Raw genomic sequence first — 16,097 nt, forward strand, 5'->3', positions numbered from 1 at the left:
CCCCCTATAATAAATATGCAGTATTCGGATCTATACTCATTTCATCTGTATAAATAATCCAATCTGTTACACCATTGACGGTATATTCACCCTCATCGCCCTCTTTCATGGCTGAAACTCTATATGGTGCCTGTGTAAGAACCGCCTTAAATCCTTCCTCTGTAAACTCTATAAGTTCAAACCAGATGTGCTCAAGATTTTCATAATCAGGCTTTCCATCCTCACCGTCTGTAGGCAATCCAACCTTTATCAATGCTCTGTAACTTGGATTTTCCAAAATTGCCTTTTTCAAAAGTTCATATCTGTCTCTTGCCATAAACTTCATATGATCTGTCTGCTCATTTGTATAATAATAGAGCGGATTTTCTATAAGCTTGTCCTCTATCTCGGAAGGCTTTGTATACTTACCGTTATTTGCATCCTCCTCCGATAAGAAAAGGAAAATAACCTGACTGTTTGTATTGTGACTGTCGACTCTGTCCGCAGGGCCTCCAAGTATATTTGAAGGATACTTCTCAATAGCAACATTCCAAGGAAGTGGTGCAACTACTATCTCATTTCCGTCTATGAACTCACCCAGGAAAATGTAATCTTCTATAGCCTCATTTTGATACAGTACTCTACAAGCCACTGTATTTAATAAGTAATAAATATCATTTGCATTGTCCTGACTTACATCTAAAAGTTCAAACTCCGAAAAGCCTGTTCTGCACATACCATGTGTATGAAGCCAAACTTTCTTTGTTTCATCATCAAATACCGCCTGTACGGTAAATAAACTTTCGGCATTAGGTGTAACACTTGACTCTGCCGCAAGTTTTACCCATCTTCCGCTTAAAAGTCTCTCTGCACTTTCATCCACTACAGCAAGTGTATCAGGGAAAAACGCCATTATAAGCTTTAGCTGTAAATGATATGAATCAAAATAATTCTTATTAAAGTTCATATGAATAACAAATGAAGTATCCTTTTCCTGTATCTCTAAAAAGTCCTCATCATGAATCTTTTGGTTCTGCAAGGAATACAAACTTTCCAAAACAAAGTCCTCAAAATAGAATCCTACACCATACTCTTCACCCTTATATTCCAATGTAAGATTTCCTGATCCGTCATCTTTTTCATTAAACTCTATAAGTTTTACACCTTCAATCGCTTCAATTCTTTCCCTTGCACCTTCAATATCTTCATCATCTACAAGATTTGAAAGTACATGCATATAGGAGTTTTCCTCCCATGCCGCCATTGGTTGTACCTGTGGTATCTCTACCTCATTCTGCTTTTTCTTAAAAAAATTAAACATTAGTCCTCCACAAAAGTTATTATTTTTGATATTTTTCTAAAAGTTTTATAGCCTGCAAAAGGTATTTTATTCTTTACAAAAAAATCACATGCAGTATTCATTATAAGCATAAAACTTCCAAATATTAAAAAATCAAGATATCCGTATTTTTTACCGGTTGCACCCTCAAGGAATGCGATATCATGTTCTCTGTTCTTTTCTTTCAGCTTTTTCATAATATAATCAATAAGCTGACTTCGTAAATTCATTATTTCAAACTCATATTCAAGCATATCATCGGAATGTTTCTTCATGTCCAGGCTGAAACAGAAAAATCCGGCCGCAACTCCGTTTCTGTATAACTCATCCATTATCGGCATTTTATCAAACAGATTTGAGGACATATACTCACTTACAAGAGAAGGTAAACAGGTGGTTCCTGTATATATATCCTCTCTTATCTCATCCTCAGTTATAGAAGGCAACTGATAGCCTGAATACATTTTAAGATAGTCTTTTGCATTTATTCCAAGCCTTGCGCCCTTACCCTCGGCACATGCTCTAAGTCCTCTGTAGTCAACACATTCCTTTAAAAAATCTTCTCTGCTCTTAAACTTAAGTACTATTTCACATGTCTCATCATTCGGAGAATCAAAGTCCTCTATATCTGCAAAGTCAAATTCAAAGTCATTTGCCATCAAATCTATTTCACCGAATATATCAATAAAGAGCTTTTCAAACACCTCTAAAGGCATATCAAATTGATCCGCATAGATAACTATCTGCCTGTCATCACTGACAAAAAATCTAAGTCCTGTTATATCATACTCTCTGTCATTAAAAAAAGATGTATCGGGAATATCCGTTTTCGGTGATATTCCTATTCTTATATCAAAAAGCTCTCTTAAATCCCCGGGCATTACATCAAGTACATATTGAAGCATGAAAATATAGGATTTATCATCACCTGCCTCAAGTTCCATTGCTCTATCACCTGTTATATGAGCATCGGTTCTTTTTGATATTTCCTTAATACCTTTTGCTATGATAGACAAAGCATTTGAATAAAAGTCTTTATCAAGTTTATTGTACTTATTTATATCTTTTCTTACATCTTCCCACATCGAGCTTACTCTTTCAGACATTTTTATTCTTAAATCCGATTCTGAAAGCATATCGGCACAGGAAGTCATCATTTCTATAGTATCACTGTCTCCCGGCTTTGAATCCAAAGCTTTTTTGAAGTAGTGCAGGGCAAGTCCGTCTTCATCCAAATAATAGTATGAATATGCCAACCTGAAATAATACTTATGATTTCCTCTAAAATATTCTTCATGAGGCTTTAACAGTTCAAGCGCCTGTGCAAACAACTTATATTCCCCCGGTTCTCCAAGGTTATTATAGGCTCTTGCAAGTTCCGAATCCATTTCAGGTGTTCTGGCATTCTCCGGCAATATCTCAAGCGCATCAACTACGCTCTCATAATCACCGTCATCATTCCAGGTTTTACATTGTTCAAGTAATTCCATGTTATTTTCCTATAAAATTTATATTATTTTTCTGATTAGATAAAATCAGTCTAGGAATCCATCCTTAAAACGCCTTAAGCGCAATCAATATAAATATACCATATATAAAAATTACTGTCAGCAGATTTCATAATATAATATTTTTCAATAAAAATAAGGCACAAATCTTACAAAAATAAAATTTGTGCCTCTTTATAAAAGTCTATTTGATTAGTGTAAAAATAAGCTGAGAAGCATTATTTCAACAATACCTGCAATACCTAAGAGCAATGTACATACAGTCTGTGTCTTATATCCCTTTTCAGGTGACATCGCACCGAAGTTTGTGACAACCCAGAAATATGAGTCATTGGCATGTGAAACAGTCATTGCACCTGCACCGATTGCCATAGTTACAAGTGTAGCACTCATAGGACTTGCAAATCCAAGTGCCGGCAACAGCGGGGCCACAATACCTGCAGTAGTTGTAAGAGCTACTGTGGATGAACCCTGTGCACTCTTTAAAATAGCGGATAATAAGAACGGGAAAAGCATACCCATTGTGCTGAGAACCGCCGCATGATCCTTTATAAAGTTAACCATATCCGAAGATGCTATAACCTTACCAAGAACACCACCTGCCGCAGTAACAAACAATATAGGTCCTACAGTCTTTAATGTCTCATTTGTAATACTGTAGAACTCCTTCATCTTGCCTGCACCCTGAAGCTGTAATACACCGAAAACAGTACCGACTGCAAGGGCTATAATAGGTGTTCCGAGGAACTTTAAAACGTCCGCAAATACTCCGTCTATCTTCATCATTGCAACTATTGATGCAATAGCCATAAGTAATACAGGAACTAAAATAGGTGCTAAAGACATCGGTCCGCTTGGAAGCTTGCCGTATTCAGCTACAAGCTCTTCATATGTCTTTGTAACTTCACCTGAATCAGCCTCATCATCAGCCTTTACACTCTTGCCGATAAATTTAGCATAGAATAAACCTGCTATAAGAGGGAATATGGAACATACAGCACCCATACCCATTACAAGTAAGAGGTTATCACCTATACCAAGTGTAGAAGCTGCAGCTATAGGTCCCGGTGTAGGCGGTATAAATACATGTGAAATGTAAAGACCTGCTGAAAGACCAACTGTCATAGCTACAGATGACTGGGCCGTTCTCTTTACCAAAGCTTTTCTGATAGGGTTTAAGATAACAAATCCCGAATCACAGAATACAGGAATTGAAACTACCCAACCCATAAGCTCTACCGCCAAAACAGGATTGTTTCTTCCAACCAGCTTAATAACCATATCTGCCAGTTTAAAAGCTGCACCTGTCTTCTCCAAAATTGTTCCAATCAGAGCACCAAGTATGATTACAATACCTATACTTGAAAAAGTACCTGAAAATCCTGCTCCGATAACACTTGCAAGACCTTGTATCTTTGTTCCGTCTTCCAATGTCTTATCTACAAGCGGTATTCCTGCTACAAGTCCCAAAATAAGTGATATACACATAATAGATATAAACGGATGTACACCAAACTTTGAGATGGCAACTATCATAACGATAACCGCCAAAATAAACACGAATATAAGTGGTAAACCTGTCATATAAATCCTCCTTGTCTAGACATATGGGTATAAAATCACTTCATAATTGTTAATATTTATACCCTACTCCACTTAATAATATTGTAAGCTTATTATATCATAATATCTAATAAATGCAATTATAATAACAAATTTTATATAAAGAACAAATTTTTAACAACTGTTTTCTAACAAAAACGCCAAGCTGCAAGACTTGACGTTTTTATTATTGATATCGGTATTTTATTTTTACATTACTCCCTTTTGGAGTATTATACAGCCGTATGGCTGTCTTTCACTTGTACATACAGTGACAAATGCCCTTCCGGCTTTTTCATAAAACTTTGTTCTCTCAATAGTTCCTACAGCGTCTATATACCCATATTTTTCCGCCACAGCTTTTATATCTTCCCATACTTTATTACTATCCATAACAACACCTGAATCCGAATCCGGAACCATATATTCAACAGGATGAACGGCATAGTCGGTATCTATGGGCAACAGCTGTAGTATTGCCTCCAACATCTCGGATGCACTGTTGCCTTTTGCCTGTATACTTATCGCATTCGGACTTTTACTGTAAGGAGGATAAAAATCATCTGCAATTACCATCAAATCTCCATGCCCCATATCTGCCATTGCCTTCAATAAATCAGATCCTATTCTTTCCGGAATACCCTTTAACATAAATACGCTCCTTTTTATTTTTTTATAAATACGATTCTATCGTTATTAATATGATAATATCATTTAATGTTCTTTTGTATATTGGCATCTTTACCATTCTTTACCGAAATAATTAGGCATAATGCATATCGGCTTTTATATGACTATATCCTATCATCTATATGTTTTACTCCCAAATATATTTAAGAGTTAACTTTTGTATTTCTTATGTTTTTCAAATAAAAACATATATAAAATTGACCTTACAGGCTTTTTTTTGTATAATATATATAATTTAATCATTTGGAATTTGTACTGTGGAGGGAATAAATGTATGAATTATTTAGAACTTATTGAAAAGAGAAATTCTATCAGAGATTTTCTCAAAAAGACTGTTGAGCAAGCTAAATTAGATGAGATTACAGGATTTTTCAATTCAGCTCAGAAGCTTTTCGATGTAAATACAAAAGTGCTTATAGCCGCAAATGAAGATACCGCTCAAAGACTTTCAGGTGTGGCCGGATATCGTGGGAATGCATTTAATGCTCCTGCTTACCTGGTTATTTTGTCTGAGAAGAAAGATAATTATCTTGTAAATGCAGGATTTATGGCTGAACATATTATTTTAAAACTTGAAGAAATGGGATTGTCATCATGCTTTTTGACTTGTGATGACAGTGATATGGTAAAGAAGGTCTTACTTATCGAATCCGACATGGACATAACCGCTATGGTGGCATTCGGATATGGTAAAAAAGAAAAGGATACTACAAAGCTTGATATACATTCACCTTCAAATGTAAGTATAAGCAGTAAATCAGGGCATATCGCTCCAAAGATTGCAGTTACAGCCTTGGCGTTTGATTCCGATTTTGATACTCCTTATAATTTTGATGATGAGTATGCTGACCCGGTTATTGCCGATGCACTTTATGCAGCCAGCCTTTCACCAAGCTTTTTGAATCATCAAAATTATCGTTTCGTTATAAACGGAACTCATGTTTATTTATTTAATAAATTTGATGAAGTGGTCACAAAGAATGACAATCTGTTGGGACTCGGTGCTGCAATGCTCAATTTCCATATGATATTGTCATCAAAGTATTCAGGAATCGGAAACTGGAGTCTTGATGTTTCAAATATTAAGCATGATTTTAAGAACCCAAGTGATTACATTTTGGTAGCCGCTTTGGATATCTAAGTTTTTAAAAAGGCACAGCCGTTTTCGACTGTGCCTTGAGCTTTTTAGTGTTTAGTTTTGTGCAAATGCTTTAAGCATCCACAATGTCTTTTCATATTCTTTTACATAGCCTGTAAAAATATCTGCGGTAACAACATCACCTTCCTTATCAGCCAATTCCACGATTTCCTTTGAATCGTTTACCCAGTATTCAACATCGATAGTAAGTATACGAATAGCCTCGTCAATGTTGATGGCTTTGTCCGGAAGTTCCTTTACCTTGCTAATTTCCAACGCTTCTTTTAAGTTAGCTATCGGTAGAGCATCCTTAGCAAGTATTCTCTCAGCTACCTCGTCGATAATCTCGGCTGTCTGATCGTAATATTCCTCCAATTTGGAATGAAGAGTGAAAAATCCATGTCCCTTCAGATTCCAGTGCATATTATGTAGCTTGATGTACATAATCTCCTGATTTGCTAAATAAGCATTCATTTTTGCAAGTAATTCCTGTTTCATAATATATTCCTTTCTGCAAAACAATACCATTTATGCAATCCGTTTCTATCACCTCCAACTTTTCAAAAATTAATATTCAGCTTGAAATTTTTTAGCTGATATAAAACTTTTGAAATGATAGTCTCTATCAAGAGGCAATTATATTTTATCATTTTTTATTGCTAAATCAACTCTTATTGCACATGTATACATGTATACTTATATTTAACCCTGCTACAAATATCTCTTCACATACTTTCCGGTATATGATTTCTCTATTTTAGCTATCTCCTCAGGTGTACCTGTGGCTACCACTTCTCCACCTCCTGCACCGCCTTCGGGACCTATATCTATTATATAATCGGCACATTTTATAACATCCAAATTATGCTCTATAACAAGTACCGTATTTCCGCTGTCTGAGAGTCTTCTAAGTATCTCCACAAGCTTATGTACATCTGCAAAATGAAGACCTGTAGTAGGCTCGTCCAAGATATAAATAGTCTTTCCCGTAGCCCTCTTTGAAAGCTCTGTTGCAAGCTTTATTCTCTGAGCCTCTCCACCGCTTAGCTCTGTAGACGGCTGGCCTAGTTTGATATAAGAAAGCCCCACATCATATAATGTCTGTATTTTCCTTGCTATAGTAGGCACATTTTCAAAGAATGTTAAAGCCTCCTCCACAGTCATATCAAGTACATCATATATGGACTTTCCCTTATACTTTACTTCCAAAGTTTCTCTATTGTATCTCTTTCCGCCACAGACTTCACATGGAACATATACATCAGGCAAAAAATGCATCTCTATCTTTATGATGCCGTCACCTGAACAGCTCTCACATCTTCCACCCTTTACATTGAAACTGAATCTTCCCTTCTTATATCCTCTCATCTTGGCATCCTGAGTTGCCGCAAAGAGATCTCTGATCATATCAAATACACCTGTATATGTAGCAGGGTTTGACCTTGGAGTTCTTCCAATAGGTGACTGGTCTATTGCAATTACCTTATCAAGCTGCTCCGTACCTTCTATAGACTTATACTTGCCAGGAATAGTATGTGCACGGTTTAGCTTCTTAGCCAATGCCTTATATACTATTTCATTTACTAAAGATGACTTACCTGAGCCTGAAACACCTGTAACACATGTCATCACTCCTGTAGGTATATCTACATTTATATTCTTTAGATTATTTTGAGCTGCCCCTTTGACTTTAAGCCAACCTGTAGGTGTTCTCCTGCTCTCAGGCACAGGTATCTTTATCTCACCTGAAAGATACTTACCGGTAATTGAATCCGGATTTGCCATTATTTCCTTAGCGGTTCCTGTAGCCACCACTTCTCCGCCATGACTTCCGGCTCCCGGACCTATATCAACTATATAGTCGGCTTCCATCATAGTGTCTTCATCATGCTCCACCACCAAAACTGAATTTCCTATATCTCTTAGATGTTTCAATGTCGCAAGCAGCTTATCATTATCTCTTTGATGGAGTCCTATACTTGGCTCATCCAAAATATAAGCCACGCCTACAAGTCCCGAACCTATCTGAGTTGCCAGTCTTATTCTTTGCGCTTCACCGCCGCTAAGTGTACCTGTCGCTCTGGTAAGACTTAGATAGTCAAGACCTACATCTATAAGGAAGGTAACTCTTGCTCTGATCTCCTTTAAAATTAATGCTCCTATAGCTTCCTGCATCTTTGTAAGCTCCAAGCTGTCTATAAAGTTTCTAAAATCGGTAATAGACGCATCTGTAGCATCATAGATATTTTTTCCGCCAAGAGTTACAGCCAGAGCCTCTTTTTTTAGTCTTCTTCCGCCACAGGACTTACATGGTGCAATTCTCATATATTGCTCATACTCTTCCTTTGCAGACTGTGAAAATGTCTCTCTATAGCGTTTTTCCATGTTCTTTATAAGGCCTTCAAATATAACAGGATATACTCCGCTTCCTCTCTGGCCGGTATATGCTACATCCACCTGCTCGGTAGTACCGTAAATCAATATATCATGTATTTCCTTCGGATAATCCTCAAAAGGTGTATCCAGACTGAAGTTAAACTTCTCAGCAAGGGCTCTTAGCATAGCATTACTGAAGCTTTTCTTATCATTGCTGCTCTGCCATCCAAGAACTATTATAGCTCCCTGATTTATAGAAAGTGATTTATCGGGAATCATAAGATCTTCATCAAATTCCATAGTATATCCAAGTCCTGCACAGTCAGGGCATGCTCCGAATGGATTGTTGAAAGAAAAGGTTCTCGGCTCCACCTCATCAATTGAAATACCGCAATCAGGACAGGCAAAGTTTTGTGAAAACTTCATAGGCTCACCGTCTATCACATCAATGGTTGCATAGCCGCCACCAAGATTCAGAGCGGCTTCCAACGAATCTGTAAGTCTTTTTTCTATATTTTCCTTTACCGAAAGTCTGTCTATTACAATATCAATGCTGTGCTTAATGTTCTTTTCAAGTACTATCTCTTCACTAAGTTCATACATATTTCCGTCAATCATAGCACGTACATAGCCCGATTTTTTGGCACTTTCAAGCACCTTTTCATGTCTTCCCTTTTTACCCTTTACAACAGGTGCAAGTACCATAAACTTAGTCTTTTCTGGAAGAGTGAGTACTCTGTCGACCATCTGATCAATACTCTGTCTATGGATTTCCTTACCGCAACAAGGGCAATGAGGAATACCTATTCTTGCATACAAAAGTCTGAGGTAATCATAAATCTCCGTAACTGTACCCACTGTAGACCTCGGGTTTCTGTTTGTAGACTTTTGGTCTATTGAAATCGCAGGGGACAGCCCCTCTATGCTTTCCACATCAGGCTTTTCCATCTGCCCAAGAAACATTCTGGCATATGAAGACATTGACTCCATATATCTTCTTTGTCCCTCGGCATATATGGTATCGAACGCCAAAGAGGACTTTCCGGAACCGGAAAGCCCTGTTAAAACAACCAATTCTCCTCTTGGTATGTCCACTGATATATTTTTTAAATTGTGCTCATTGGCACCTCTTATTTTTATATACTTTGTATCCATTACATCTCTCCATTACAATGTTCGAAGCATTCGAACATACTTTCGTAACAGTATATAATTTATTTTAATTTCCGTCAATAATGGATATTATCTTTTTTACACAATCTTCTATACTGCCGTTATTCTCCACAGTATAGTCGGCATACTTTTGATATTTTAAAATTCTCATATCATACATCTGCTTAAGTTCTTCCTTTGACTTATCTCTTGCAAGTGGTCTGTTTGTATCTGAGAGCAGATCTTCATAAATCTTATCAAAATCCCTTACAAGGCATATGATAGTGCCTCCCTTTTTCAAAACCTCGCCGTTTCTGTCAAAGGTAAGCATTCCTCCACCTGTGGAAATAACTCCGGCCGGCATTTCGGAAACTTTTTTAGCTGTTTCATGCTCCAAATCTCTAAAATAATCTTCACCATGTTTCGTAAATATGGTCGGTATATCCATTTCATAAGCTTCTATCAAAAGCTCATCGGTATCTATATAATGAGTATTAATCTCCTTAGCCAATGCTCTTCCTACAGTTGTCTTTCCGCTTGCCATAAAACCGCAAAGTATAATTTTTTTATTTAACATATATCAGTATCCGTTTCTTTAAATAGCCACAAATGTTTTACTACACTTGTGGCTTCCAACTCATAAACTAAATATACTTTTCTACAATCTTTTTCATCTCTTCAATATGTTCTTCCATATCCGAAATAAGCTTTATTTGAGTTCTTGCACGGTCAAGATTATGATTTTCTCTTGCTATCTTAAAATACTTATCTCCTGCAATATAATCTCCCAAAAATCTTATACCGCATTCATAGGTCATTACTATTGCTCCCATATGCAAAAGTTCAATCTCTCTTTTATTTAAACTCTTACCGCAAGCTTCCAAAAATCCCCTTGTAAAAGCCTCAAACAGTTCAATATCAAGACCTACTTTTGAAAGATCAACTTCATCCTCAAGTCCTTTATTTGCTCCGAAGCGAATAGAATCACCAAAGTCAAATGCTGCAACTCCCGGCATTATAGTATCAAGGTCTATTACACATAATGCCTTCTTTGTATCCTTGTCAAATAAAATATTGTTAAGCTTGGTATCATTATGTGTAACCTTCAAAGAGATTTCATTATTTGCAAGTGCTCTGTTAAAGATATGAGTATATTCCTCTCTGTTTAAGAAAAAGTCTATCTCTTCTTTAACATTCTTCGCTCTACCCAGAGGATCTTCATTTATCTGTGCTTTAAATGTAGCAAATCTGTCCTCTGTATTGTGGAAGTTTTTGATAACTTCACTAAGTTTATTAACCGGAAAGTCTGCTAAAAGATTTTGAAAATTTCCAAAAGCGAAACCTGATTCATAAAACTCTTTAGCATTTGTAACCTGTTCATAGCATATAGTATCCGATATAAAATTATAAGCTCGCCAAATTTCTCCTTTACTGTCTTCATAAAAACTTTGTCCGTCTTTAGTCTTTATAAGATTTAGCGTCTCACGGTCCGGATCTCCACCATTTTTTTCAATCTTATCTCTCAAAAATGATGTTACCAAGGCAATATTTTCCATAAGCTTCTTCGGCTCTTTAAATATTGTCTTATTTATCTTTTGTAAAATAATCTTACCCGATCCCTCATAGTCCAGAAGATAGGTATCATTTATATGTCCGTTACCATACTCCGAAAACTCTTTCAGTTTGGTAAAATTATCATATTGCTGTAATACTTCTATTATACTTGATTTCATACTTTCCTCTCTATTTCAAACCATTTTATTTCATTAGGCTCAAGTTTAAGTTCAAATGAACTTCCATCCCCCTTATATATATTTGTAACCTGAGATTCATAGGTATTGTTTACCACACAGAATTTGTTATTTTCCACATAGGCATTTACCTCTACATTCAAGTTAGTGCTAAACCATCTGTGGATACCCTCTTCATCATGTGAAGCCCAAAGTATTGCTCTATAAAGCAATCTGTTGTTTTCAAGACTGTAAGGCAAACCGCTGATATAAACCGTACGCCCTTTTCCAATCTCCTTACATGCAAGCTGTACTGAATCTCCTCTTAGTGCAAGAATTTCTGTACCGTCAAGTGCATATATGAAGTCCTTGCCTTCGCCGAAATATATCTCATCACAAACTTCCTCTGTGATAAAATGTGATTTTACTTCTTTATAATACTTGCCTTTTGCCAAAGTAAAGCCGTTTTCAAGCTCCACTCCAAGCTGAGTTGCAAGCTGCAATGTTCTTCCCTGATAATTATATCCGCTTGGTTCACCTACACCTATAAAGCCTCCGCCATTATATATGAAATCCCTTATTGCTGTAAGTATTCTCTCATCACTCCAATACTTTCCGCCGGTTTGTCCTGTGTTCGCATCACCGATATTCATAACTATATCAAATCTGTTTAAAATATCCTTATCTTTTAAAATATCTTCGAAACTGATAAAGTCAATATCAAAAGGTGAACCGCTAAGTGCCTCTATTACTCCTGCATATGAATAGTTGTTCTTATAGTATATAGCATGGTGTACCATATGATTTCCCCATGCCTTATATCTTCCCCAACCGCTAAGCACTGCAATCTTCTTTATACAATGAGCCTTGCAACCTTGCGCATTTGCATACAGCTCTCTAAACTCATCGCATACCTGCTTTGTATAATCTATAAACTCAGGAAAATCAAGTGTAAGCTTCAAATAACCGCCATAGCCTATCCTGTCTACAGGCTTTCTGAGTATTGCTCTTCTGGCTGTTATCCAATTTCTCTTTGCCTCTCCAAGCGGATCACCTCCCTTATGGAATGTATCCGGGAAGAAATAAGGCAAAAGTCTGCCCTCTGTATATTTCACGCCTTCTATATCACTGATAAGTCTAAGTGTCTGACCGTTACCTACACTTCCAACCACTGCATCCAAGCCTATATTTTTGAACTCTTCCATATAAGGCTCCATGCCGATCCAGTGATCACCCAAAAACATCATTGCTTCCTTGCCGTACTCGTGAACTATATCCACCATCTCTTTGGCAAGTTTTGCAACTTCTCTTCTTTGGAAATCTATGAAGGCAAAATATTCCTTGCAAGGAACTCTGTAAGTATTGTTCATATAACCCTGATCTATAATATATTCAGGTCTGAACTTGATTCCGGTTTCCTTTTCAAATTGGTCTAAAATATACGGGCTTACAGAAGCTGTATATCCATACCAATCCACATACTTTTGTCTTGCAAGTTCATCAAATATCAATGTGAACTGATGGAAGAATGTGGTAAATCTTATTACATCCACCTTTGGATGCTCTTCCAAAAACTTTCTGAGTCTCTTCATAGAATAGGCTTTTGTTTTTGGCTGACGTACATCAAAGGTTATCTGCTTTTCAAAGTTTGTCCAACCATTAGTCACTGCATTGTACATATGTACAGGATCCCAAATGATATATGCCAGGAAGCTTACTGTATATTCATGGTACTTCTTTGCATTTATGATCACTTCACCGTTTTCATAACTCCAGTCACTTACAGGCTCTCCGATTGTCCTGTCAATGACCTCCCACCATCTTTTTATATCATCATAATCATTGACCTTTAAGAGATCAGGATGTAAGCCTTCCATCAATCTGATTCTGAGAGTGTCCTCAGTTGCCATATGAAAGTCAGTCATTATATACATCTGCTGCACTTCATCAGGATTAGCCTTTGCCCACTCATTATCCTTTCTGGTGGTATAATAAGTAGCATAGATCTTTGCATCCAGTTCCTCTATTTCCTTCGGCATATCTGTTCCGTCACAATCTCTGATGGCATCAGCACCCCAAAGCTCCATTATTTCCTTTGTTTCTTCAATGATATCAACATCTGTAGGTATAGTTACTCTTCCTTTTAACATTTGACCCCCTAGGTATTATTTTTATATATTTTCAGTCAAAAAGTTTTGTACTCTCCAACATTTTCTCTTTTATTTAACATAAGACTTTTTACAAAAGCTGTCCTATCCAATATAATATTTTATTACAAAAAGTTCAACTAAAATCTCAGTTAATATATACTATTCCAATAAAAAACTCACCTCATATAAGGTGAGCTTTTAAATCAGGTTAAATTGTTTTTAACCTAAGAAATTTATGAAAAATGTTATTGTCAAACTGTTTAAGAAATCCGCAAACATACTTCCGACTATAGGTACAAGTAAGAATGCATTTACTGAAGGCAAATATTTCTCTGTAACAGCCTGCATATTTGCCATGGCATTAGGTGTTGCACCCATACCGAAACCACATGTGCCTGCCGCCAAAACAGCCGCATCATAGTCACTTCCCATAGATTTGAATACGATAAATCTTGCAAAGATATACATAAGAAGTACCTGGCCTGCCAATAGTACAAACAGAGGAAGGGCAAGTGCTGCCAACTGCCAAAGTTTTAATGTAATCATTGCCACTCCAAGGAAAAGTGAAAGACAGATACTTCCAAGATCGTTTATTTCACCCATATGTATTCTGAAGCTGTCTGTATATTCACTGATATTTCTCATTATAGCCGCAACTATCATAGAACCTATATAAACAGGGAAGGTCATTCCTGTCTTTGAAAGTACAAAAGATACAATAGTTCCTATACCCATTGCCAAAGTCAGCTGATACACCGCAGGTGCATACATTGAAACCTCTCTTCTGTGCTTTATCTCCTCTTCCACAAGCATACTATCATCTTCATATACTGCAGTATCCACAAGACTTTTCTTTTTTATAAGACTGTTTGCCAAAGGTCCACCCATCAGTGAACCTGCTACAAGTCCGAAAGTAGCCGCTGCTGTAGCAAGTGTTGTCGCACCGTCAACATTCATATCCTCAAGTAAAGGTCCGAAAGCTCCTGCCGTACCGTGTCCACCAACCATAGGTATGGAACCTGTACACATACCTATAAGCGGATTTATACCAAGAAGTTTAGAAAGCCCTACCGCTACAAAGTTTTGAGATATTATAAGTAACAGTACCAATATAAGGAAGATAAATGTACCCTTTCCGCCGCTCTTTAGCACCTTCATATTTGCCTGAAATCCTACCGAGGTAAAGAACATTACCATGCATACATTTCTTAGAGTCTCATCAAAATTTATCTCAAGAATGCCAAGTGAATACAATACACAGAATATTATAGCAAAAATCATACCTCCTACCACAGGCGCAGGAATACAAAATGTTGTTAAAAACTTTATTCTTTCCTTTAAAAGCACTCCAATAAACAGTGCAAGTACCGCAACCGCAACCGTCTGATACATATCCAGATTTAAAGTTTTTCTTGAAACATTATCAGCCTTAACCTCAGCCTTTAATCCGGTTATTCCGTTTGCACTGTACCATTCACTTGCCGCTTTATGGAAAGGTACAACAATACTGTTTAAAGTTGCTTCATCAAAAAAATTTACAGTATTACCTGATATCTTATTGAAGCTGTCTTGATGTGCTTTTATAAGATTTAATACAGTTTCAATATTGCTTGAACTCATATTGTTGTTTGCCACAAGCACAGCCATTACTCCGACTGTGGTAATATCCTTGTTTATACCCTTATATGTACCTTTTTTAATTGTAGTAACACTATATACGCTATAACTGTTTTGAAGAAATCTTATTGCTCTGTCATCCAAGGAAAGAATATCGATAGGTACATTTGAATCAGCCAAATCCGAAATTGCCTTTGTAGGTGCCGACGCCGTTACAAAGAATGCATCCAACTCACCGTTTTTTAAAGCATTTGCAGCATCTTCAAATGACAGATATCTTACATCAATATCATCTACAGTCATACCGTAGGCTCTCAGGATATTCTTCGCATTTTTTAAAACGCCCGAGCCCTCTTCACCTACCGAAACTCTAAGTCCACTCAAATCCTCCACAGAGTTTAGCTTCAGTTTCTTATTTACAACTATTTGATAGCTCTCCGTATAAAGTCCTGCAACAGCCTTGGTTATTTTTAAAGGATTCCCCTCAAACTCACCTTTTCCGTTGTAAGCATCTGTAAGAGTATCATTTTGCACTATTGCCATACCGACGATATTGTTTTCAAGCAATCTGAGATTTGCTGCCGAACCGGCACTAATCTGTATGCTCATGTCAATATCGCTTTCCTGCTCGGCAATATCCTTTAGGGCATTTCCATATGCAAAATATGTACCGCCTGTGCCACCTGTTCCGATATGAATATTATTGTTTTCACTTTCCTTTGCACAGCCTGAAACCAACAGTGCAAACATCAATATAATAAATACAAAGCTTAAGTTCTTTCTTATACCTTTAATACACTATACCTCCTTAACTGA

The 16,097-nt window shown here is 36.9% G+C and carries 11 protein-coding genes and 1 pseudogene; 1 reads left to right on the forward strand and 11 read right to left on the reverse strand.

All coding sequences use genetic code 11. From position 1 onward, the window contains the following. Positions 1–4: 4 nt before the first annotated feature. From HMPREF1495_RS05460 to HMPREF1495_RS05475, 4 genes are all read right to left on the reverse strand, one after another. Positions 5–1,300, reverse strand: a complete 1,296-nt coding sequence (locus HMPREF1495_RS05460; protein ID WP_034212721.1) for a DUF4026 domain-containing protein — start codon at positions 1,298–1,300, stop codon at positions 5–7. Continuing rightward, complete coding sequence (locus HMPREF1495_RS05465) at positions 1,300–2,808, reverse strand: tetratricopeptide repeat protein (protein ID WP_034212723.1); 1,509 nt, start codon at positions 2,806–2,808, stop codon at positions 1,300–1,302. The genes HMPREF1495_RS05460 and HMPREF1495_RS05465 overlap by 1 nt, the downstream gene beginning before the upstream one ends. 210 nt (positions 2,809–3,018) lie before the next feature. Continuing rightward, a complete protein-coding gene (locus HMPREF1495_RS05470; protein WP_034212725.1) occupies positions 3,019–4,410 on the reverse strand; it encodes a GntP family permease in 1,392 nt (463 codons plus the stop codon). 228 nt (positions 4,411–4,638) lie between these two features. Next, entirely contained in the window at positions 4,639–5,079 is a 441-nt protein-coding gene (locus tag HMPREF1495_RS05475; RefSeq protein WP_034212727.1) for an RbsD/FucU family protein, read from the reverse strand. A gap of 313 nt (positions 5,080–5,392) precedes the next feature. On the opposite strand from HMPREF1495_RS05475, the gene HMPREF1495_RS05480 reads away from it, so the two are divergent. After that, positions 5,393–6,259, forward strand: coding sequence for a nitroreductase family protein (locus tag HMPREF1495_RS05480; RefSeq protein ID WP_034212728.1), 867 nt, complete (start codon positions 5,393–5,395; stop codon positions 6,257–6,259). Positions 6,260–6,310: 51 nt separating this feature from the next. Here HMPREF1495_RS05480 and HMPREF1495_RS05485 read toward each other — a convergent pair whose 3' ends face one another. The 7 genes and pseudogenes from HMPREF1495_RS05485 to HMPREF1495_RS14380 all read right to left on the reverse strand — a co-directional run. Further along, entirely contained in the window at positions 6,311–6,754 is a 444-nt protein-coding gene (locus tag HMPREF1495_RS05485; RefSeq protein WP_034212781.1) for a Dps family protein, read from the reverse strand. 213 nt (positions 6,755–6,967) lie between these two features. Continuing rightward, the gene (gene uvrA / locus HMPREF1495_RS05490; protein WP_034212731.1) at positions 6,968–9,787 is read right to left on the reverse strand and encodes an excinuclease ABC subunit UvrA; all 2,820 of its coding nucleotides are present in this window, start codon (positions 9,785–9,787) and stop codon (positions 6,968–6,970) included. A 64-nt stretch (positions 9,788–9,851) separates the two neighbouring features. Continuing rightward, complete coding sequence (locus HMPREF1495_RS05495) at positions 9,852–10,361, reverse strand: shikimate kinase (RefSeq protein WP_034212733.1); 510 nt, start codon at positions 10,359–10,361, stop codon at positions 9,852–9,854. Positions 10,362–10,428: 67 nt separating this feature from the next. Beyond that, positions 10,429–11,517, reverse strand: coding sequence for a phosphotransferase enzyme family protein (locus tag HMPREF1495_RS05500; protein ID WP_034212735.1), 1,089 nt, complete (start codon positions 11,515–11,517; stop codon positions 10,429–10,431). Continuing rightward, positions 11,514–13,664 (reverse strand): 1,3-beta-galactosyl-N-acetylhexosamine phosphorylase, encoded by a 2,151-nt coding sequence (gene gnpA, locus HMPREF1495_RS05505; protein WP_034212738.1) that lies wholly within the window; start codon positions 13,662–13,664, stop codon positions 11,514–11,516. The genes HMPREF1495_RS05500 and gnpA overlap by 4 nt, the downstream gene beginning before the upstream one ends. Before the next feature lie 219 nt (positions 13,665–13,883). After that, positions 13,884–15,056 (reverse strand): sodium/glutamate symporter, encoded by a 1,173-nt coding sequence (gene gltS / locus HMPREF1495_RS14375; RefSeq protein WP_442911239.1) that lies wholly within the window; start codon positions 15,054–15,056, stop codon positions 13,884–13,886. A 126-nt stretch (positions 15,057–15,182) separates the two neighbouring features. Then, positions 15,183–16,031, reverse strand: a pseudogene (locus HMPREF1495_RS14380) (TAXI family TRAP transporter solute-binding subunit); the annotation flags it as partial. Between the last annotated feature and the right edge of the window lie 66 nt (positions 16,032–16,097).

Origin of the sequence: Lachnoanaerobaculum sp. MSX33 (assembly GCF_000512995.1) — a bacterium.
Lineage (GTDB): Bacteria > Bacillota > Clostridia > Lachnospirales > Lachnospiraceae > Lachnoanaerobaculum.